Genomic DNA, 19,756 nt, shown 5'->3' with positions numbered 1-19,756 from the left:
CTAATTAAGATTACTTTTCCCTTTAGCCTTCTTAATCAACTGTCCAAAACCTTTTGGTTCCATTTCGTTTTCTTTTAACCATTGTAGACCTGCAAAAAGTTGTTCTTCTTTGTACTGTAATTTTCGATCACTCCATTGATAAAAATCTTCGATCAGTTCAATTTCTGTTACCGGCTTGCCTTCGATAATACGATTGTTCCATACAGCGTATAGTGTCGCAATGATTTCTGCTTCCGCTTCTGAGGTGTGATACAATAGTTCAAATAACTTATTCAACCGCTCTTGCGCAGGAGCAAAATATCCCTGGTAATAACCTTCGATTTTTTCTTGCTTTTCTAAGGCTACAAACTTCTTATCCTGATAATCAAACCATTTTTGTTTATTGAAATCCGTATAAATAGTATGCATAAACTTATTATCGTATGGACCTGCCGCTTGGTAATAATAGTTTAGGTTTAGATCAGCTTCAATAATATGCTCTGCAAGAAACTGTATCTTTTGAAACTTGATATCTGTAAAATTTGGATCGTACTTAAATTCAGATACAATTTTGCCAGCCAGTACCTGCTTGGCAAATCCTTTTTTGTTTACAGGAATGTTTAGCTGCGTGTCGTTTATATAAGCAACTATTGGCTCCGCTGCTACCGATAAATTTTCTTCCTTTGGCTTATATTCACTGTTAACCTTTACCTGCCCATTCATTAACATTGGTAAAAGCCAATCACGGAGCTGAGTGAGTTCATGATTTTCACGTTCATTAATAGATGTTTTTTCAATTATTGGTATATAAAACTCACAAAATTTATTTTGAAAATTTTCTGGTGGTACCAATAAGTTCACATCTGATAGTTGGCTACGATTTAATTCTACTTGTCCTGTTGAGCCATTTGCAAAGCTTTCTATTTCTGCTTGTTTAGTTAAAAGAGAATAACCAAAAAACACAGTATTGATCTTTTCTGCTATAGCCCTTACTATCGTAACATGTGAATCGACAGTGACATCTTCCTCATTAAGCCAACGAACTAATGCTACTCTTCCTAAAGTACCTACACCTGTAGAATTAACTAAAACATCATATTTTTCAACTAATCTACTAGAAGAGCGTTTAGCTTCACTATCATGTCTTCGCTGAAATTCGTATAACACGCGATGTCCTCTAATACACTTTTGATTAAGAACTGGTATTCCACCTTTTCCTTCTATATATTTTGGCGATATTCCTCTTGACAGAAATGATGTCAATGCTCCTAACTTATTCACTTCCCATCCCTCAGGAATTTCCCTTTTCAACACTTCATTATAGATCATTTTACCACCTGAAGATTTATATGGGTTGCCTTCTTCATTAGGAAAATCAAATTGCACAAACCAATAATCATATAGGGTTTTGGCCATTTGTTCCAGTTCGGTATTGATTTTATTATTGAGTTCTATTTTATCATCTAATGAGGACAAAATGGTTGCTATTTTTTGCTGGTCTGAAATGTTGTGTATAAACATTTCAAGATTTTTAAAATTTGTTGTTGCTTGGGCTAACGCTGGAACTCCAACATGATTTTTAAAAGATAATAATTTCCCTTGACCATATTCACTTTTCATTAAATACGAAAAGTAAATAGCATTTATTTTTTCATTAAATCTAACTCTAAATTGACTTTGTGATATGACATATCTTTCGAATTTTGAGTTCTTTGGAATAAAAGATACCTGTCCTAATGTACCACGGTGCGTTATAACAATATCCCCTCTTTTGGCATTTGCTTTCCCTAAGGAATCTGCCTTTTCTCTACTAACAAAATTGAAAGAGTCCTCAACTAGCTTATGATTACTTAAATTAGATCCATTTAATACAGGTATTCCACTTGATTTGAAATTATCTACTTTAATATTAGAACCAAAAGGTCCCATTGAAATTTCATCAATAAAATTAGTAAGCTTAATCTCTTTCATATCTAACCCCCTTTAACTGTTTCTGAATTTCATTATCCAAGCGATTTCCTTCAACAAATAAACTACTTAATCGTTCTTCAAAACCTTTCATTTTTTCTTGGAATTCATCAGCTGTAATGTCTATATATTCGATTTTCACTTCAAAATACTGTCCGGCAGAAAAAGAGTAGTTCTTTTCTTTGATCTGCTTTTTGGTTACAATTACTGAGAGATCCTCTATTGCTTTTTTGTTGTTAAAAGTTTCTACAATGCGAGCTTCTTCTTCACGCGTTAATACGGTGCGCTGGTTTTTACCTTCTTTTACTGTTTCGCCCAATTTACTAGCATCCATTAGCACAATATGTTCACCATCGGCTTTTTTATCTATAAATATTACCGACACATTGGTGCCTGTACTGGCGAAAATATTACTTGGCATGCTCACTACACCCCGCAGCCAACCTTTATCGATCAACCGTTCGCGTATTTTCTTTTCGATACCGCTTTGCGCAGTAATAAACCCAGTGGGTACAACAATAGCTGCTTTCCCATTATCATTTAGACTGTGCATAATATGCTGTATAAACAGCAAATAGATAGCCATAGACTCTTTTTTTGCTTTTGGCACATTGGGAATACCTGCAAAAAAACGTTCTTTAAAACTATCTTTCTCTAAATCATCTCTAAAATCTGAAAAATCGAGCTTAAAAGGCGGATTGGATACGATATAGTCGAATTTTTGCTTATCCAAGTAATAAGGCTGCGCAATGGTATTGGTTTTTATTACATTGGGAATGCTGTGCGTCAGATTGTTCAAAATCAAATTCAATCGCAACATGGTACTCGATTTTTGCGAAATATCTTCAGAATAAATGGTACACTTATCTTCCCCAATTTTATGAGCTAACGACATCAATAAGGAACCCGATCCCACACTAGGGTCATAACATTTTGCCTGCTTTACAGGCTCGGGAACCAGAATATTAGCAATAATCCGTGCTACCGCGTTAGGGGTATAATATTCGGCATATTTACCTCCAGAATCAGAGTTGTAGTCTTTAATCAGATATTCAAAAATATCTTTAAAGAAATCATATTTTTCTTCAAAATAATCTTCGAAACTTTCCTCAAAACTAAATTCAAATAATTTATTAATTAAAGCCTTACAGAAAGCATCCCGTTGTGAGGCATCTGAAATAAACTGACTTAACTCATCAAACAATTTATCCTTAGCACCCAAATAAGATTTGATAGAAAATATACCTGCATTTTGTGTACCGATATCTCTTAGCGTATCATCGAATGTTTTGGCAAAATCGTCACTGTTTTGAATGTTATGCAGATGGGATATTAATTGATCCTTCCTCAATTGCGGTACATTTTCATCCAGCAAATCCATCAATAGTTCGGGATCAGCATCTTTGCCCAGCTTTTGCTGTTGTTTTTTTACTTCGTAATGGAATTTATCATTTAAAAATTTATACAAAAATACTTGTGAAATAATCTTGAATTCGTTTCCGTCGTTACCCAAACCATAGTTGGCACAAACACTTTTTAGGTTATCTATGAGCTGTTTGGTTTTGGTGGTATATGTTATATCTAGTGTCATTTCTTATAATCTGTTATCATAAAGTTGAAAGTATTCTTTCCCGATAAGCGTACTGATATTTTGTCGCATTTCGGTATCTAAGCCTATTTTTTCGTCTACTACAAATTTTTGAGCAACCAGTCTAATTAAATAGCGTTCGAATAAGGCTTCATTGTTTAAATAATCTTCTTGTCCTTCAAGTCGATCATCTACTTCGTTTTTTACCAGCATCAATGCCCGATGCAATTGCATTTCTTTGGCATTAAGCTTCCCTTTTTCTGTCAGGCGCTTGTGAATGCGGACATATTTTTCATCGTTGCTGTATTTGGCTTTGAGCAACGCATTTTTGCGATTTAGCTCTTTAGCCTCATCATATATTTTACGCAGCAAAGGTAAGTTTTCTACCATTTCGGCCTGCGTAGTTTCGGTTAGATTTTTTTTCTTGAAAATACGTTCCAACTCTTCCCTTAGGTTTACAAAAACGGGATCGTTCTGGTCAAAATTACTTTGTAGGGCTTCACGTGTTTTACGAAGCTGGTCTTTCAATTCGTCTGCCAGTTTCAATTCTTCTTCGCCTACTTTAATAAATTGAAAGATGATGTCTTCCAATGCTGCATTCAATAGGTTGTGTGATGTTTCGGCATGGCCGATATTTTCAATAAAATTGAGATTGTCCAGTCGGTTTTGCGCTTCTATTAATAAACGGTTCAGCACTTCGAAATCTACCAACTCACCAAGTTCATCTAAGCCTTGTAATGCAATCAGATTTTTTAATTCTTTGGCAGTTCTTAAGGCTTTTACCAATTGCAACAATTCCTTTTTATCAGAGAGCTGGCTGATTTGCTGCGAAAATAGTTCGCGGTTCTCGGTATCGTAATGAAAAAGTGTTTCTTTGATATTTTCTATCTCGGCTCTGATTTCTGTTTCCGACTTGAACAGATTGGAGTACATGTCCATTTCATCACCAAGCTGATCCTGCAACTCTTTAAAATACAATTGATTTGTTCGGTCAAAAGCTTTGGAAATATCGGCAAAATCTACTACGTAGCCATATTGATAGGTTTTATACGGTCGATTCACCCGTGTCAGCGTCTGCAATAAATTGTGATCTTGAATAACACGAGCCAGATAGAGTTTTTTCAAACGTTTGGCATCAAAGCCAGTCAATAGCATGTTGTATACAAAAAGGATATCTACTTTTCCGCCTTTATATGCTTTAATAAGATTCTTGCGAATTGCTTTATCATTTTCGTCATGTAAAATCAAAGCTGCCGTCAGTTCCCTCTTTTTACGTTTACCATAAGGAGCAGATGGCTCTGCCGCCATAGGTAGTTTATCTGCGTTTGTTTCTTGTTCTCCATATTGTTCTTCAAACAACTGGAACAACATTTTTGCCTGTTTGGATGAATCACACACCACCATTCCTCCTAAAGATTCATCCTGCCAATAATCTCTGAATTCATTTAGGTCTTTGGTTATATAATCCAGTAAGCCCTGAGCAAATGGTTTTTCAGCATATACATCTGATGCTTTGATATCGCCTTTTAACAGCTTTATTTGTTCCATTACTTCCTTCATTTCCATCTTAAAGCTGCCTTCAATTTCTTCACGAATCAAACGCAAGGTGTAGCCATCTGCAATGGAGCGGTTGTAATAATATTTATGTATATAACTTCCGAAGAGCAATTTGGAATCATATTCTTTGGCAACTTCTCTTAATAACGGTGTACCGGTTAAAGCAATAATTACCGCATTTCTATCCGAATTAATAAGGTTGGCCAGGTAATTACCTTTTGGATTGTAACTTCTATGCGCCTCATCCAGAAAATAAACACGCTGGGTATTGATATCATAATCTGGCAGTTTAATAACGGTGGCATCTTCGCTGAATTTCTGAATATTAACTACTGTAATTTCAGGTTGTCCGCTATCATTATGAATAGCGCCAACTACTTGCAGATCGTTAATAAATTCTTGACGTGAATTTACTTGGTTTACTTTAAGTCCACGATTAGCAAACTCCGCAGAAGATTGAATTAATAAATCTATTCTATCTACAATAAAATAGAACTTCGGAATGATATTTTTCTTTTGGTAATAATCGGTAAGATGTTTGACATTGAAAAAAGCCAAAGCCGTTTTTCCAGAACCCTGTGTATGCCAAATGATCCCTTTGCGTTTGTTGTCATCCAGCTTGCTGGCAATGGCCTTAGTAGCAAAAAGCTGCGGATAGCGCATGATATGTTTTTGCAAACCGCTTTCTTCCTCTACATAAGCAATGGCATAACGTAGTATAAAAGCCAATCGTTCTTTGCTGAATAAAGAGGTGAGGATACGGTGCGTAGGTGTTTGCGGTACTTTATTGACCTTAAACTCGGGACTATGCTTGATTACCAATAAATTATTGTCTTTTAGAAGTGCATTCTCCTCAAGCTCTGAAACTGTGTCCAGTTTTTGTTTTACCGGAAAATCTTCGTCCTCACGGAAATAGTTAAAATGCAGATCTGCATAAGCAGCTGTGGCATAGAAAGCACCAAAAACCGGTTCCACTATACCATCTTCATATTCCATATTATTGGAAAACACCATCAATTGGGTAATATTCGCAAAGCGCCTAAAGTGTTTGTTTTTGAAGCGACTATTAATACGGCTTCTTTCTGCAAGTACACCTTCCTTGTTATGGGGTTTTTTAACTTCCACAAAAGCCAGAGGCATTCCGTTGATCAGAATTGTAATATCTGGTCTGAATTCTTCATCCCCATTTTTTGCCGTAAGTTCAGCCGTAACGTGAAAGCTATTATTATTGAAATTTTTAAAATCTATCAGTTTGATACCAGAAGAAGCGGTAAGTCTTTGGTAAAATCTTCTTCCCAAGTCTTCATAATCCAATTCCAGACTGATTTCATCTAATAAACGTAAGATCTCTTCTTGGGACACCTCCGAATTAATTCGCATGAGGCTTTCCACAAAAATATCTTCGAAGATATTGGTATCTTCTCTGCGATTTTGTAGGGAAATAGGAATATATTGATAGCCTAACTTCATTAAGTGAAGCAGCGCCGGGATTTTAACTCTTGAGTTTTCGTTGAATGCCATTATGTGATAGCAATATATTTATTAAAAATAATTTGGGTTTCTTCAATTTAAATTAGAATATCGATAGAAAGATCTGTTTCTATTTTTTAGCATTATTAATATTATCTATTAGAAATTTTCAGTAACTCTTGTTTGCTTATATTAAGACGTAATTTCCATTCCGATACAAACTCACCTTTTTCAGTACCCTGAGGATTCAGTAAATTGTATTTAGCATTCACTTCTTTTTTAGCGAAATCTATAAAAGATATTAAGTCAGTTCGACCGAAAAACGCGACTAAAAAGCCGATTCGCTTTGTTACAGCAATATTTTTCACAGCTTTACAATAAGTAATTAATTTATCTGCCTCCATATTGGCATTTTTAACAACCCTAATAAGTTCTGTGTAACCACTCGAATACTGTGGCTGATCAAAACAATCTACAATTGTCTTCTCTATATCAGTAACAGGAAATCGAAGGTTTCCGTAGCCATCCCAGGTTATCCCGGTCTTTTTATAATCTGCTACTTTTACAAACTTATAATCAGTCCCAAAGATATTTTTATCATTTTTTTTACGAGTGGTTTGGACAAACACAGTATTAGAAACTTGTTCTGTTAATCCATGAACGTTAAGTGCAGACCAATAAGCAATAGTTCCTTCTTCGGTTATAAATGTTCCGATTACCAATACATTCCGAAAATTAGGACGACAAAACTTACCTTTCTCCACCCTCGTCAACAATTGCTTATGAACCAAATTTTCTAATACCTCATTCAGGTTTTCAAATTTCTGATTGATTTGATTTTCGATCTCGGAAAACTTAAATCGCTGAATTTCACTCTCATCCAACAGCTTTAGAAACTCAATTTGAGTCTTACCTAGATTTTCAGAAATGTATACACTGTCTGCCATTTTTACCTTTCATGGAATGTAAAGCCTCAAATAATAGGTCTTATTGTTCTTTGATTGGTAAAGATAGCTCTTTTTTTGAATTTTAGAGCTGGTGTTTTATTTCATACCCGTAAATTAATCAACTGCACCTTTTACTAGTAGTAGTATCTTTTCTTGCAGGTAATCCCCATGCGACATTGCATTCTCCAGCTATCGAAAGTCAAGGTTTTATTTGTTCTTAATAAGATAAAAACGGGCTTCCAATCTTACCGAGATTGATTTTAAAAACAATTATGTTTCTAAGGCACCCTTTTCCTTCGATGATTATAAGGGCATTTATATAGAAATAAGTCGTTTTAATTAAAAATGTAAATTATTTTAATATGTTACACGCTATCATCTACATCAGAGTCAGCACAGACGAACAAGCACAAAAAGGGTACTCTCAGCGTAGCCAAGAAGAAAAATTAAATAAATATTGTAAAGACAATCATGTTGAAATTGTCCAGACCGTATTTGAAGACCATTCAGCAAAAAACTTCGAACGGCCGGCATGGACTACCATGATGAAACAATTAAATATCAATAAATCTAATAGACCGCAACTTATTCTATTTACTCGTTGGGATCGATTTAGCAGGAATACAGCAAATGCTTATTACATGATCACGCAGCTACAAAAGCTCGGTATTGAACCTCAGGCTACAGATCAACCTTTGGATATGTCAGTACCTGGAAACAAAGTATTACTGGCGATGTATATCGTCACAGCAGAAGTTGAGAATGACCGAAGATCTTTAAATATTAAGCAAGGTATAAACAAAGCCAAAAAGGAAGGACGATATATGGGGCGAGCACCTATAGGTTATCTCAATATATCGTTACCAGACGGAACAAAAACAATCATTCCCCGTGAGCCAGAGGCAACATTAATCAAAAAGGTATTTGAAGGATTCGATGAAAATGTGTCCGTTCGCTCTTACTATAAAACAGCTCTCAATACAGGGTTAAAATGTAGTCTAAATGCTTTCTTCAATATACTTCAAAATCCAGTTTACTGCGGTAAAATAAGAGTTCCTTCTTTAGATGGAAAAACTATAGTAGAAGTTCCTGGTATCCATAATCCTTTAATTTCGACAGAACTTTTTGATGAAGTACAATCAAGAATTAAACGACGCGACAAAAAGTACATTAAACAAAGTGCGAATAGTGAGCTTATGTTTAGAGGAATACTAAGTTGTCCTCTTTGTTCAAAAAAAATGACTGGAAGTGGTTCAAAAGGAAGGGCTAAAAAGTACTTTTATTATCATTGTTCTTCTTCTTGTGGTTATCGAGTAAGGGCAGATCAAGTAAATGAAAACTTATTATCAGGGATTTGTTTGCTAAAACCAAATGTGGAATATACTCCAATTTTTGAAGATCTTATCAGAAAGATTTACGGCAAATTGTACGAACAAAAATCTATTGACAAAACCAATATCAATAGAGCATTACATAAAATGATGGAACGAGTTGCTAATGCAAGGGAGCTTTTAGTAAAAGGTACAATTGACGAAGAAGATTACCATTCAATAAAATCAGACTGCGAAAATAGAATTGGCATCTTAGGCACACAACTCAATGATGCTTATAAACTTGATGTAAAGCAGAAGCAGAGTTTAAAAAAGATTACGAAATGTTTCTTAAAGCCCGCTTTTATTTTTCGTGGCACAGACAATTCCATAGAATTAAAAGTTGCTTCGTTGTTCTTAAATAAAGATTTTGTATATAGCGATCCCGACTTTACAAGTCACTTGAAAGATGAGGTTAGGATCGTTTATGGATCTCAGTGCTCAAATACGAAAGAGAATTTTGAAGAAGCAGACATTATCAAAAATATTAGCAAAGAACAACAAGAGTTAATCTCGAATATTATAAAAATTGAATTGAACAAAGGGAATAAAATATCAACTCAAAATGCCACCAAGGTTTTATCCTTCCTGTTAAAACTTGCAGAAATTTGTATTTCTATCAAAATCAAGATCGGTTAAAAAAAGAAAATATTTAAAAGCGTGAACCTGGTTCGAATCCTGTCAACATATTTCAATATTCTCAACTTTTAATTCAAAAATAGTTAAAACATACATTTGCAACTAAAGAAAATCTCAACAGGAATCCTCCCTATGGTAATAAAAAGGCACTTAAATAAAAAATGGCACCACTTGTCTTTAAGTGGCGCCATTTGGCTTTTTTGTCGGGATGGCAGGATTCGAACCTACGACCTCCACATCCCAAATGTGGCGCGATACCGGGCTACGCTACATCCCGAACTTTGGTATCTTCTTTTTTAATGGTCATTATTAAACTACTCTTCCAAGTAGCTTTGTCGGGGTGGCAGGATTCGAACCTACGACCTCCACATCCCAAATGTGGCGCGATACCGGGCTACGCTACACCCCGAACTGGTATCTTCTTTTCCCTTTTTCGAAGGGATTGCAAAGTAACAACTTTATTTTTATAAAAGCCAACTTTACGTTGTTTATTTTCAGCCTTATCAACCGAGGCTGCAAAGATAGAAATAATTCAATTGCATGCAAATAATTAAGCGCTATTTAAAATTAAAAAATATGCTTTCATAGCCTAAGAACAGCGTTTTAACTCTATATCAACTACTTAAAAATATAAAATATTTATTTTTTTTGAGGCCACCTAAATGCATCCTACCCTCAAAGCCACCAAGAACAACAAAATTACATCTCAAAAAACATCGGTTCTTCACAAGATTAGTGTTTCTTCACACCTTCTTCACACATCCTTCACACCAAATACACAAACAGGTACCTTTTTGTGAAGGATGTGTGTAGAATGTGCGAACTATGTGTGGAAATGGTATAGTGAATTACTACTTTATAACTATAGTTAGATAAAGGAAAATGACTACAAAAAGAAAGCGGGAATAAACCAGATTGGCCACTCCCGCTTAAATTAACGCTCTCACGCCAAATATACGACTGTAAATTGAATTATCTAATTATTTTTTAAAAAAAATACACCTTAACCCTCTTGCTATAAGGTTTTGTTCGAGTTTTCAACAGATACGTTATACAATTCATACCAGTCCTGATGATCAAGCTCTATAGTAAAGGCATTTACTGCATTCCTTATTCTTTGTTCGTTTGTAGTACCAATTAGCGGCAAGGCGCCCAATTTAACCAGCCACGCTACTGCTAATGATTCTATATGAACGTTATATTTTACACTCAGCTCTTCCAGCTTTTCGCGTACTTTAATAGCCTGTTTATCTGTCCCCACAGCAATTCTGCCTTCTGCAAGAGGTGCATATGCCAACGGACGCATATAACGTTGCTTTATATAATCAATCTGTCCGTTATCCAATGCCTGCATATTCAAAAGATTCAGCTCAATATGATTGGTTACTATTGGCTTTGTTAAATAAGAAGCCAATAACTGGTGCTGAAAAACAGAGAAATTTGCCACACCAATATTCTTGATCTTACCTGATTCCTTTAGTCGTTCCAGAGTCAATGCAGTCTCTTCAAGATTAGATATAGGATCAAGTTTATCTAATAAAAAAATATCGATATAATCGGTTCTTAAATTTTTTAGTGACTGCTCTACACTTGCAATGATATGGGCTGCTGAGGTGTTATAATGCCTAACCCTTACATCAGGATTCTGTGAGCTTGGAAGTCTTAATCCACACTTACTAAATAAAACAACCTCTTCTCTTTTAAAAGCACCTTCACTTAGTAGCTCTCCAAATAATTGCTCACATTTTTCTGAACCCTGGCTATCACCGTGCTCAAATGTGTTAATACCAAGCTCCATACACAAATGAAAAATCTTCTTTAAAGTTGCATCAGCATCTTTAACATCATCCCATCTGTAAAAACCGTAAACCGCAGGCGACACTTTCGGCCCTGCATCTCCCATATAAATCTTTTGCATATTATCTTTCTATAATTCAAATCTAAGCATTACTGCAATCTATATAAATTTTAGTCAAAAAATACTTACATTTTTTATTCTATAAACAAAGGAACGTAGCCCGCACTAAATGTATTAACTACAGATTTCGGAGTAAGCACTGATAACTTTTCTTTTGGAAATGGCTTGGCGGCCTCGTAGCCTTCTGCTGACCACCGATACATCATTCCATTCTTTATTAAATAAGGCTCACTTTTAAATATAACAAACGTACCAATAGGTAACACTTCAGGAAATTCCATGAAAGTTATCTTTTTACAATCCTGATCAATCCTCTCCCTTTGAAGAACATCATCTATAAATTTTATTGGTGTTTTTGCATTAAATCCATATTCATGATTCCCCTTTAACCAGAATCTTTTAAATGCACTTGCTTCAGGCCTGCGACACTCAAAGCATGGCCTATGCCCTGCTGCGAAAGAAGTTGCCTCATCAAGAAAAAACAACTCAGTGTACTGTCCCACAGCCATAACCGGTCTTCTTCTACCTTTAAATTCAAGCACACAGGTTATCCAGGCAGTAAGTTTAAAAGGGCGGCGGATTTCCTGTTTTTCGTTATGCAGTAAACCCCTGTTCCCCATTAATGTACCCCGTGCCGAAGTTCTGATAATATTACCAAATGGATCAACTCTGTTCTGTAACATTCTGCCAGTTTTTAATACCCCTGTAATTTAATAAATATCATTTCAAAATCGGTTTATAAAGTTCACAACAGTTTACTAAATTGTGCCGGCAATAAACTATTGCATCTATAGAATGGAAACAAAAATCTTGATTATTCCCGGTCTTGGAGGATCCGGAGAGAACCATTGGCAAACCTATTGGTCAAAGAATTTTAACAAAGCCATCAGGATTGAACAGGAAAATTGGGATGAGCCTGAATTAAAAAAATGGTTAAAAAAACTAAATGAAGCTATAGAGAAGCTACGGGAACCGGTTATTTTGGTTGCTCATAGCTTGGCGGTTTCGTTGGTGCTCCATTGGGCAGTTAAGTATAATAACCACAACATTAAAGGAGCATTACTTGTAGCACCTGCTGATGTTGATTCTGCAGAATATACACCAGATGTTGTAAGGGGGTTCGCACCTATTCCATTATCCAAACTCACCTTCCCGTCTATAGTAGTAACAAGCATTAACGACCCTTATATAAGTTTAAATAGGGCCAAATATTTTGCAGAGCAATGGGGTAGTGAATTTATAAATATCGGTGAAAAAGGGCACATAAATTCCGACTCAAATCTGGGAATGTGGGAAGAAGGACAGATGATTTTGCAGAAATTGAATGGCTCTAATGAATAAGTAACACAATTAGGATTCAGCCGGAATTGAGGATAACTGGCGGGCATGAAAAAACTACAACAGATTATATTAACTCTTGGTTTCTTAATAGTACTAACGGGTAGCGCCAGAGCCACCTGGTGAACATTAAGAAAAAGGTTTGACAGTTGGAAAATTAAACAGAAAAACTAACTTATTATTCCTGAATTGCCATTTGTTTTGGATCTGCATTAAAGTCAGGTGCCAATGCATTTTCTGTTAACTGGCGCTGACTTTCTTTAAATTCATTTCTGGCTTTACTTGCTGTTTTATGGTCGCCAGTATGGTTCCAACCCGGTGGCATAAATATGTATAGAATTTTATTTTTAAGCCCGGGAGCTTTGTAAACATCCTTTATTAAACAGGCAAACTCTCCAAAATAGCTATCCAAAAAACTATTGGGTTTCATTTCTCTTGTAATACCATATTCAATGTGAAGGTTCTTTTCTTCGGGTTGATATGTGCCAAAAACACGATCCCAGATATTCAACAGATTACAAAAGTTTGTATCCATATATAATGGATTTTTAGCATGGTGTACCCTGTGGTGTGAAGGGGTTAAAATGTATTTATACAAAAAGCCCAATTTGCCATCCTTCATCAATTGCTCACCTATATGTATAAAACCTCCATAAAAGCCATCAATAAACATAATTACGAACAACATAGGTGGATTAACGCCTAGTAAAATACATACTGTAGTCCTGATTACATCAGCATATGGGCCTTCCAGAAAAAAGTGAGCATAGGACACTGATAGGTTCATTGCCTGCGGTGCATGATGGGTTGAATGTAAACACCAAAACAAGCGAACCTTATGCCCCAGATAATGATAAATAAAATGCCCAAATTCCCAGACAATATAACCGTAAATAAACCAGTACCAGGTAAAAGTTGTTTTAAAGATGGCGTATTTCTCGAACAGTCCTATACAAAATACAATTGCTGCTATTGAGATAAATCGGCCAACAAAGGCATTAAAGACATACGAAAAGAATGAGATTTTATAATCAATAGCCTTAAATTTCCTTAGTATTAAGGCTGCCAGTATCTCTATTACTAAAACTATTGGAAAAAGGGGGCCAATAATGGAGATAAAACCATCGTAGGTTAAAAACGAGCTATAATCACCAGAGTTAACAATCCTGATAAAATTCCCCAGGCCGAAAAAGCCAATAACCCAATCATAAATTGTTTGAAAAAAATCCATCATAATATTTTGAGCTTTTTGTGGTTTAATTTGGTTTAAGCTTTCTTATATTGTACATACATATATACGGACATTTTTTAAAACCACCATACAAAAACACAAAAAACTCAAAAATATTACTGAAAGTCAAATAAACATACGGTAACTCATTTAACTATGTTTATACATTATAAGCTATTTTAAAAGGTTGCACTTATTTTTTCTCCTTTTGCCAGGTTTACCTCATAAATATCACCTGTTTTATTTACATTTTTAACACTCCATTTCGGTTCTCTGCCATTAAAGTTATCCTTAATTCTAACCTTACCCTTTTTAGCTGCTGTAATGCTAAAACTAACCGTCTGATTGTTTTTACGAATTGCAGAAACCTTGTAGCCTCCCTCAGCTCTTAAATCATTAAAAGAAGCATTGGCCCATTTCTGTGGTACAGCAGGGAAAATACGGATAACTCCGGTATTTATTTTACCGGGATCAGCACTCCAGCTCTGCAGCAACATTTCATGAACAGCTTGCGAAGCCAGAAAGTTACCCTCCAAAGTAAATGGCCTGTAGGTAAAACTAGAAAAACCACTTTTCGTTTGATCACCGTTAACATGAAATCCATTGCGCAACACAAATGCTTTAACAAAAATATCGAGGTTCTTAACCGCTTCTTCCGCATCGCCTACTCTTGCTCTTAAACAGCTCATCCACGAAAAACTATACCCACACCACTGGCTTGTACCCAATTTATCCCAGCTTTGTAAACTCGCATCTATTACTTTTGTTGCTTTTTCGCCATTCTCTGGGGTAATTAAGTTGAAAGGATACAGCCCTATGATATTAGATAAGTGACGGTGGCTGCTCTTCAACTCATTGTTGGCATCCAATAATAATGTACCGTCATCTTTAGTATGAAATTCGCCTAATGCAGCAGCGGCATCAGCCCATTTATTTATTTCATAGTTTTTATCGCAAGCCTCGGCCATTTCCTTTAAAGAAAGAAATAACATTTTTAAACTCATCAGGTCATAATTACTATTGGGTTCAAGCCATGCTTTAGGGCTATTATCAAAAATCTCGGGCGAAGAAGAAAGTGGTAATCTTAAAATTCCTTTATCATCTTTTTTCAACAAACCCAACATGCACTCTCCTACTTCAGAGCTCCATGGATAAGCCTTTTCCCTTAAAAATTTATCGTCGGCACTATACATCCAATGAAGGTAAAATAAGTGTGCACTCCAGGCGCTCATAGCCGGCGACATGCTATATTGCCCCCAACCTCCTAGTGGCTGTCCGCTATACGACATTACGCCCGGGCAGGCCAAACCTTTAGTACCATAAAAATCTTTGGCAAATGCACGAAAAGAGTCGCGACGATCCCAGAGGTAATTGATATAAGATGCGCCCTCATCAAAACGACCAGATTCCTGATAAGCCATATAAGTCATCTGGGTATTCAGGTCATTATGATAGTCGCCTTTCCATGGTGGTAGTGAGCCATTATCTGCGGTCCAAACTCCTTGCAACGGCATTGGTGGTGCATTTAAGCGAGATGCGGCACCATAAAAATATTGAACCAGGTTATATTGTTTTTGAACAGCTGTATCCGGTACGCTTACGCTAGATTTTTGCCAAAATGCGTTCCACCATTGTTTATGAGGCTTCAGCACAGCATCATATCCTTTTGCTAAAGCAGCAGAACAACGTTTCTCGGCCAGGGCCAGTAAATCTCCAGAATCTGTTGTCGAAGTAATGGTGATAGCTAATAAAGTTTCCTTTCCGGTTGCTTTGGTTTCTACATACACGCAATACTTTAACCCTTCTGCAGCCTCCTGTATATACCATTGTGCATTGCCTTTTTTACCTTTAACAGCATCAGGGTAACCAAGCTTACTTACAGAGCCTCCACTGCTTGGCCCACCTTGTCCGTCAGTATTTTTACGATACACATCCGACGTACTTAACAGATCAACAGCATCCGGTATAGCCCCTTTTACAGAAAGCACAGCTACAGGTTCGCTTGCACTGTACAAAGCTTTCACTACAGCTCCCGATTTAAAATAAGCCAAGCCTTCGGCAGTAGCCAGCTTCAGCTCAAATCCCTGAACCAACTGCCCCTGTGGCAATTTAATTTCAACACGACCTGCCGGTAACTTTGTTGGGCTTACACCATTGTAAGGACCATCCCACCAGCCATTTACTATAGCATACTTCTTCTGAGCTACCATTTCCGCTCCTTTCTGATAAGTATACTTTTTCCACCACTCCTTTTCTCCATGAGTACGTTCATCCCACAAATCACCCCTATCAAGCGACAATCTAAGCGTATTATTTTCTCCCCACAGTAAGCCACCCATCAAGCCATTTCCTAATGGAATTGCCTCATCCCAGGTGGTTATGGGTGCTTTTAATGATAGATTGAAATGGGCATCGGGTAAACCAGATGTTTGCGCCAATGCCATAGCAGCACAACCAAGATTTAATACCAGTAAGATAATTTTGAAAGGTTTCATTTGTATGTGGGTTACTGTTTATACTAAAACCTCTAAACTATTAACTAACAACTCAAAATACAATGGATAATTCAGTGAATTAAATGAATTATTACATTTTTACTACCTTTGTACATACATATATTTAAAACCATAAACTCATGAAATTTTATCTGGCTTATCTATTGGCCATTACCTTTCTTGTTAGCTCCTGTTCATCAAGAAAACAGACCGAAGAGCATCAACTTGCCAAGACCATCCTGGCCGATACTTCCTTAAAAAAAGTAGACAGCATGGCCAGAGCCGCAATAAAAGAAGGATTTAATGCAGGAAGCGGTTACTCACAAATTTGGGCCCGCGATATGAACACGTTTATTGAAACTGCCCTTGAAGAGACCTCTAAAGAAGAAGTAAAAGGAGCTATACTGATCTTTTTTGCCCTTCAGCAAAAAAATGACGAAATGATAGATGGTTATGTTTTAAAAAAGGACTTTACGTGGAATGATGATACCCCATACTATTCAGATAATGACACTAAACATGTGGGCTTCAAAAATACTGTAGAAACAGATCAGGAAACCTCACTAATACAACTTGTAGGAAAGTATGTAAAGAAAACAGGCGACACCAGTATTTTGGCCGAAAAAATTGGCGGTATAACTGTACTAACCCGAATGGAGCGCATGATTCAGTACTTACTTAAGGAGAAATACAACAGAAGCTATGGCTTGCTTTATGGAGCAATGACTGCCGATTGGGGTGATGTACAACCTAACGATGATTTTGGCTGCGACTGGAATAACCTATCTAACGAGGCTATTGATGTTTACGATAATGCCATGCTCATTATTGCACTGAATTATCTGCAGGAAATGACCACTGATAAGAATCAGAAAGCCAATTGGGCAGAATTACAGAAATCTGTTAAGGCCAACATAAGAAAGCATCTGTGGGATGAAAAAAGAAAAAAATTCATTCCTCATATTTATCCGGGAAAATCTCCAATTCCTGCAGGATTTGATGAGAATAGCATCCATTATCATGGTGGCACTGCGGTAGCTATTGAAGCAGGCTTGCTATCAAAAGATGAAATTGCAATAGTTAATAAACAAATGGTCGAAAACGTAAAACTTTCGGGTATGCCAAGCATTGGCCTTACTATTTACCCTACTTATCCCGACGGTCTTTTCCGTGGAGGTATGTCTAAACCATACATCTATCAAAACGGCGGAGACTGGACCTGGTTTGGCGGAAGGATGATTCAGCAGCTAATTGCTAATGGCTTTGTTAAAGAAGCTTATGAGGAGGTTCGCCCTATGATTGATCTTGTTATTAAACATCATGGTTTCTATGAATGGTATGGAAAGGGCGGGGTGCCGAGTGGGTCAGGCAAATTCAAGGGCTCAGCAGGTGTGCTAAGTAAATCTATTTCCGAATTTAATAACTGGGCAAAAGAGCAACAATAAATGAGGCCGTATCATTAATCAAACGATGATACGGCTTCCTTTTTTGTTTATTGTGAGATCCGTTCTGAGTATTTCCTTAGTATACCTTTTTTCTTTGAATATTTCTTGATGCGTACAAAAAACAGCTCTCTTAAGCTGCTTTTTTCCTTATGTTTTGTGCAATTGCCAATAATCCCCATTCTATTTCTACTTTTTGCTTACCTCTGAGCATGAATCGGCGGAACCCGTGGTTCTGTTTGATATTGGCAAAAACAGGTTCTACATCATGACATCGTTTCTTTCTGTGACTGATGCCTCGCTCTGTATTGAGTAGCTGATGTGCTTTTTGCTTATGTCTCTGCAGATTTTCATTGATTTCTATCAAGCGGTCGTCTTTGGATTTGTGGCAAGCACCGTTTAGTGGGTAATTGTTGCAATTTTTGGCTTGATATCGCCTGACTTGCTGCTGGAACCCGCTTGTGGTACGTTTTTTAACTATTCCCACAAATTCCATGCTTTGTCCCATTGGGCAGATGTAAGCATCTTTTTGTTCATGATAAAAAAGCTGATTTGCAGCAAAAGGATATTTTTGATTATAGTGTACATTTTGTTGTTTATCAAACATGTTAAACTTAACGAAAGACTCCACCTGTTTTTGCTCCAACAGGGCATAATTCTCTTCTGATCCATAACCGGCGTCAGCAGTAAGGGTCTTTGGGGGACGATTGAAACTATTTTCATGTTGCTCCAGGTGTGATTTTAAAGTTAAGGTGTCTGTAGGATTGGAGTGAATGGTGTAGTTGACAATAAACTGGTTTGAAGTGGATATCTGCACATTATAAGCGGGTTTGAGCTGTCCGTTACGCATATGATCTTCTTTCATTCTCATAAAAGTAGCATCCGGATCGCTCTTGCTGTAGCTATTGCGCTGGGCGAGTATTTCTTCCTGATGCTTATACTTGGCGATAGCTTCGGGATAGTTTTTAGTGAGGTAATGGAGCTTTGCTTTGGTCTTTTTATCAACCTGATCATTGTTAGCCAGTACTTCATTGAGTTTATCAACCGCTGCCTGGATGCTTTCCGGACTTACTATTTTGGCTGTAGGCGGTTCAGGTAATAAATCTTCTACCGTAGCCACACTCTGGGCGTAGTTCCAGATTTCATCCAACTGCTTTTGCATCTTCGCTTTATTGGTCTGAATGGATTTTTTCCAGACAAAAGTGTACTTGTTGGCATTGGCCTCAATTTTGGTTCCATCGGTATAAACTTCATCAATACTTAGTAGTCCTTCTTCGGCCAGATATTTAACCACTTCCTCAAATACACTGCGCAGGGCATGTTTTAAGCGGACACCCCGAAATCGGTTGATCGTATTGTGATCCGGTTTACTCATGCCGCTCAACCACATGAAAGGAACATTTTCCCGGCAAGCTATGGCCAGCTTTCTACTGGAATACGTATTGGTCACATAGCCGTAGACCAAAACTTTTAAAAGTAATATCGGATGATAATTGGACGCACCTCTGATGTGGTAAGCATTCAACAAAGGTTCTACATTGATCACATTAATAATCTTGTCGACAAGTCTTACAGTATGATCTGCTGGAATCAACTCATCGAAAGTAGGCGGAAACGCCATGAGCTAATGTTGATAATAGGGCTTAAAAACGGGTTTCTTATTGGCCATATTCACTACTGATTTATATCATAAATATATGAAAATCAATAAGTTAAACCAAATTTAATACTAAAAAAAAACTTAAATTATTAATAATCAAGACTATAGAAATACTGGTAAACGTAAAAGAGCCCGTATCACGATTTATGATACG

The 19,756-nt window shown here is 36.7% G+C and carries 12 protein-coding genes and 2 tRNA genes; 3 read left to right on the top strand and 11 right to left on the bottom strand.

Features of this window, described 5'->3' with window-relative positions; all coding sequences use genetic code 11:
- The 4 genes from CPT03_RS04180 to CPT03_RS04165 form a co-directional block, all read right to left on the bottom strand.
- Positions 1–1,950, bottom strand: coding sequence for a restriction endonuclease subunit S (locus CPT03_RS04180; RefSeq protein WP_099437665.1), 1,950 nt, complete (start codon positions 1,948–1,950; stop codon positions 1–3).
- Positions 1,937–3,538, bottom strand: a complete 1,602-nt coding sequence (locus tag CPT03_RS04175; RefSeq protein WP_099437664.1) for a class I SAM-dependent DNA methyltransferase — start codon at positions 3,536–3,538, stop codon at positions 1,937–1,939. The genes CPT03_RS04180 and CPT03_RS04175 overlap by 14 nt, the downstream gene beginning before the upstream one ends.
- Positions 3,539–3,541: 3 nt before the next feature.
- Entirely contained in the window at positions 3,542–6,613 is a 3,072-nt protein-coding gene (locus CPT03_RS04170; RefSeq protein WP_099437663.1) for a type I restriction endonuclease subunit R, read from the bottom strand.
- A 101-nt stretch (positions 6,614–6,714) separates the two neighbouring features.
- The gene (locus CPT03_RS04165) at positions 6,715–7,509 is read right to left on the bottom strand and encodes a hypothetical protein (protein ID WP_099437662.1); all 795 of its coding nucleotides are present in this window, start codon (positions 7,507–7,509) and stop codon (positions 6,715–6,717) included.
- Between the two features lie 362 nt (positions 7,510–7,871).
- Between CPT03_RS04165 and CPT03_RS04160 the strand changes: the two genes are divergently transcribed.
- Complete coding sequence (locus CPT03_RS04160; protein ID WP_099437661.1) at positions 7,872–9,518, top strand: recombinase family protein; 1,647 nt, start codon at positions 7,872–7,874, stop codon at positions 9,516–9,518.
- Positions 9,519–9,721: 203 nt separating this feature from the next.
- Here CPT03_RS04160 and CPT03_RS04155 read toward each other — a convergent pair.
- The 4 genes from CPT03_RS04155 to CPT03_RS04140 form a co-directional block, all read right to left on the bottom strand.
- Positions 9,722–9,795, bottom strand: a tRNA-Pro gene (locus tag CPT03_RS04155).
- Between the two features lie 58 nt (positions 9,796–9,853).
- Positions 9,854–9,927 (bottom strand) — tRNA-Pro (locus CPT03_RS04150).
- A gap of 606 nt (positions 9,928–10,533) precedes the next feature.
- Positions 10,534–11,436, bottom strand: coding sequence for an aldo/keto reductase family oxidoreductase (locus tag CPT03_RS04145; RefSeq protein ID WP_099437660.1), 903 nt, complete (start codon positions 11,434–11,436; stop codon positions 10,534–10,536).
- Positions 11,437–11,510: 74 nt separating this feature from the next.
- Positions 11,511–12,119 carry a hypothetical protein gene (locus CPT03_RS04140; RefSeq protein ID WP_099437659.1) on the bottom strand — a complete coding sequence of 203 codons (609 nt, stop codon included), beginning with the start codon at positions 12,117–12,119 and terminating at the stop codon, positions 11,511–11,513.
- 112 nt (positions 12,120–12,231) lie between these two features.
- Between CPT03_RS04140 and CPT03_RS04135 the strand changes: the two genes are divergently transcribed.
- On the top strand, positions 12,232–12,777 hold the full coding sequence (locus CPT03_RS04135) for an RBBP9/YdeN family alpha/beta hydrolase (RefSeq protein ID WP_099437658.1): 546 nt from the start codon (positions 12,232–12,234) through the stop codon (positions 12,775–12,777).
- 175 nt (positions 12,778–12,952) lie between these two features.
- On the opposite strand, the gene CPT03_RS04130 is transcribed toward CPT03_RS04135, so the two are convergent.
- Entirely contained in the window at positions 12,953–14,008 is a 1,056-nt protein-coding gene (locus tag CPT03_RS04130) for a sterol desaturase family protein (RefSeq protein ID WP_216641606.1), read from the bottom strand.
- A gap of 176 nt (positions 14,009–14,184) precedes the next feature.
- Complete coding sequence (locus CPT03_RS04125) at positions 14,185–16,500, bottom strand: glycosyl hydrolase family 95 catalytic domain-containing protein (protein WP_099437657.1); 2,316 nt, start codon at positions 16,498–16,500, stop codon at positions 14,185–14,187.
- A 140-nt stretch (positions 16,501–16,640) separates the two neighbouring features.
- On the opposite strand from CPT03_RS04125, the gene CPT03_RS04120 reads away from it, so the two are divergent.
- Positions 16,641–17,945 (top strand): GH36-type glycosyl hydrolase domain-containing protein, encoded by a 1,305-nt coding sequence (locus tag CPT03_RS04120; RefSeq protein ID WP_099437656.1) that lies wholly within the window; start codon positions 16,641–16,643, stop codon positions 17,943–17,945.
- Between the two features lie 130 nt (positions 17,946–18,075).
- On the opposite strand, the gene CPT03_RS04115 is transcribed toward CPT03_RS04120, so the two are convergent.
- Positions 18,076–19,563, bottom strand: a complete 1,488-nt coding sequence (locus tag CPT03_RS04115; RefSeq protein WP_099437655.1) for an IS1182 family transposase — start codon at positions 19,561–19,563, stop codon at positions 18,076–18,078.
- Between the last annotated feature and the right edge of the window lie 193 nt (positions 19,564–19,756).

It is taken from the genome of Pedobacter ginsengisoli, from assembly GCF_002736205.1.
Taxonomy (GTDB): domain Bacteria; phylum Bacteroidota; class Bacteroidia; order Sphingobacteriales; family Sphingobacteriaceae; genus Pedobacter; species Pedobacter ginsengisoli_A.
This window is presented reverse-complemented; position numbering and strand designations above follow the sequence as displayed.

Excerpts from the sequence above, each read along its gene's own strand:
- CPT03_RS04160 (WP_099437661.1), top strand. The coding sequence starts at position 7,872 with ATGTTACACGCTATCATCTACATCAGAGTCAGCACAGACGAACAAGCA.
- CPT03_RS04145 (WP_099437660.1), bottom strand. The coding sequence starts at position 11,436 with ATGCAAAAGATTTATATGGGAGATGCAGGGCCGAAAGTGTCGCCTGCG.
- CPT03_RS04180 (WP_099437665.1), bottom strand. The coding sequence starts at position 1,950 with ATGAAAGAGATTAAGCTTACTAATTTTATTGATGAAATTTCAATGGGA.
- CPT03_RS04115 (WP_099437655.1), bottom strand. The coding sequence starts at position 19,563 with ATGGCGTTTCCGCCTACTTTCGATGAGTTGATTCCAGCAGATCATACT.
- CPT03_RS04125 (WP_099437657.1), bottom strand. The coding sequence starts at position 16,500 with ATGAAACCTTTCAAAATTATCTTACTGGTATTAAATCTTGGTTGTGCT.
- CPT03_RS04165 (WP_099437662.1), bottom strand. The coding sequence starts at position 7,509 with ATGGCAGACAGTGTATACATTTCTGAAAATCTAGGTAAGACTCAAATT.
- CPT03_RS04170 (WP_099437663.1), bottom strand. The coding sequence starts at position 6,613 with ATGGCATTCAACGAAAACTCAAGAGTTAAAATCCCGGCGCTGCTTCAC.
- CPT03_RS04120 (WP_099437656.1), top strand. The coding sequence starts at position 16,641 with ATGAAATTTTATCTGGCTTATCTATTGGCCATTACCTTTCTTGTTAGC.
- CPT03_RS04135 (WP_099437658.1), top strand. The coding sequence starts at position 12,232 with ATGGAAACAAAAATCTTGATTATTCCCGGTCTTGGAGGATCCGGAGAG.
- CPT03_RS04130 (WP_216641606.1), bottom strand. The coding sequence starts at position 14,008 with ATGATGGATTTTTTTCAAACAATTTATGATTGGGTTATTGGCTTTTTC.
- CPT03_RS04140 (WP_099437659.1), bottom strand. The coding sequence starts at position 12,119 with ATGTTACAGAACAGAGTTGATCCATTTGGTAATATTATCAGAACTTCG.
- CPT03_RS04175 (WP_099437664.1), bottom strand. The coding sequence starts at position 3,538 with ATGACACTAGATATAACATATACCACCAAAACCAAACAGCTCATAGAT.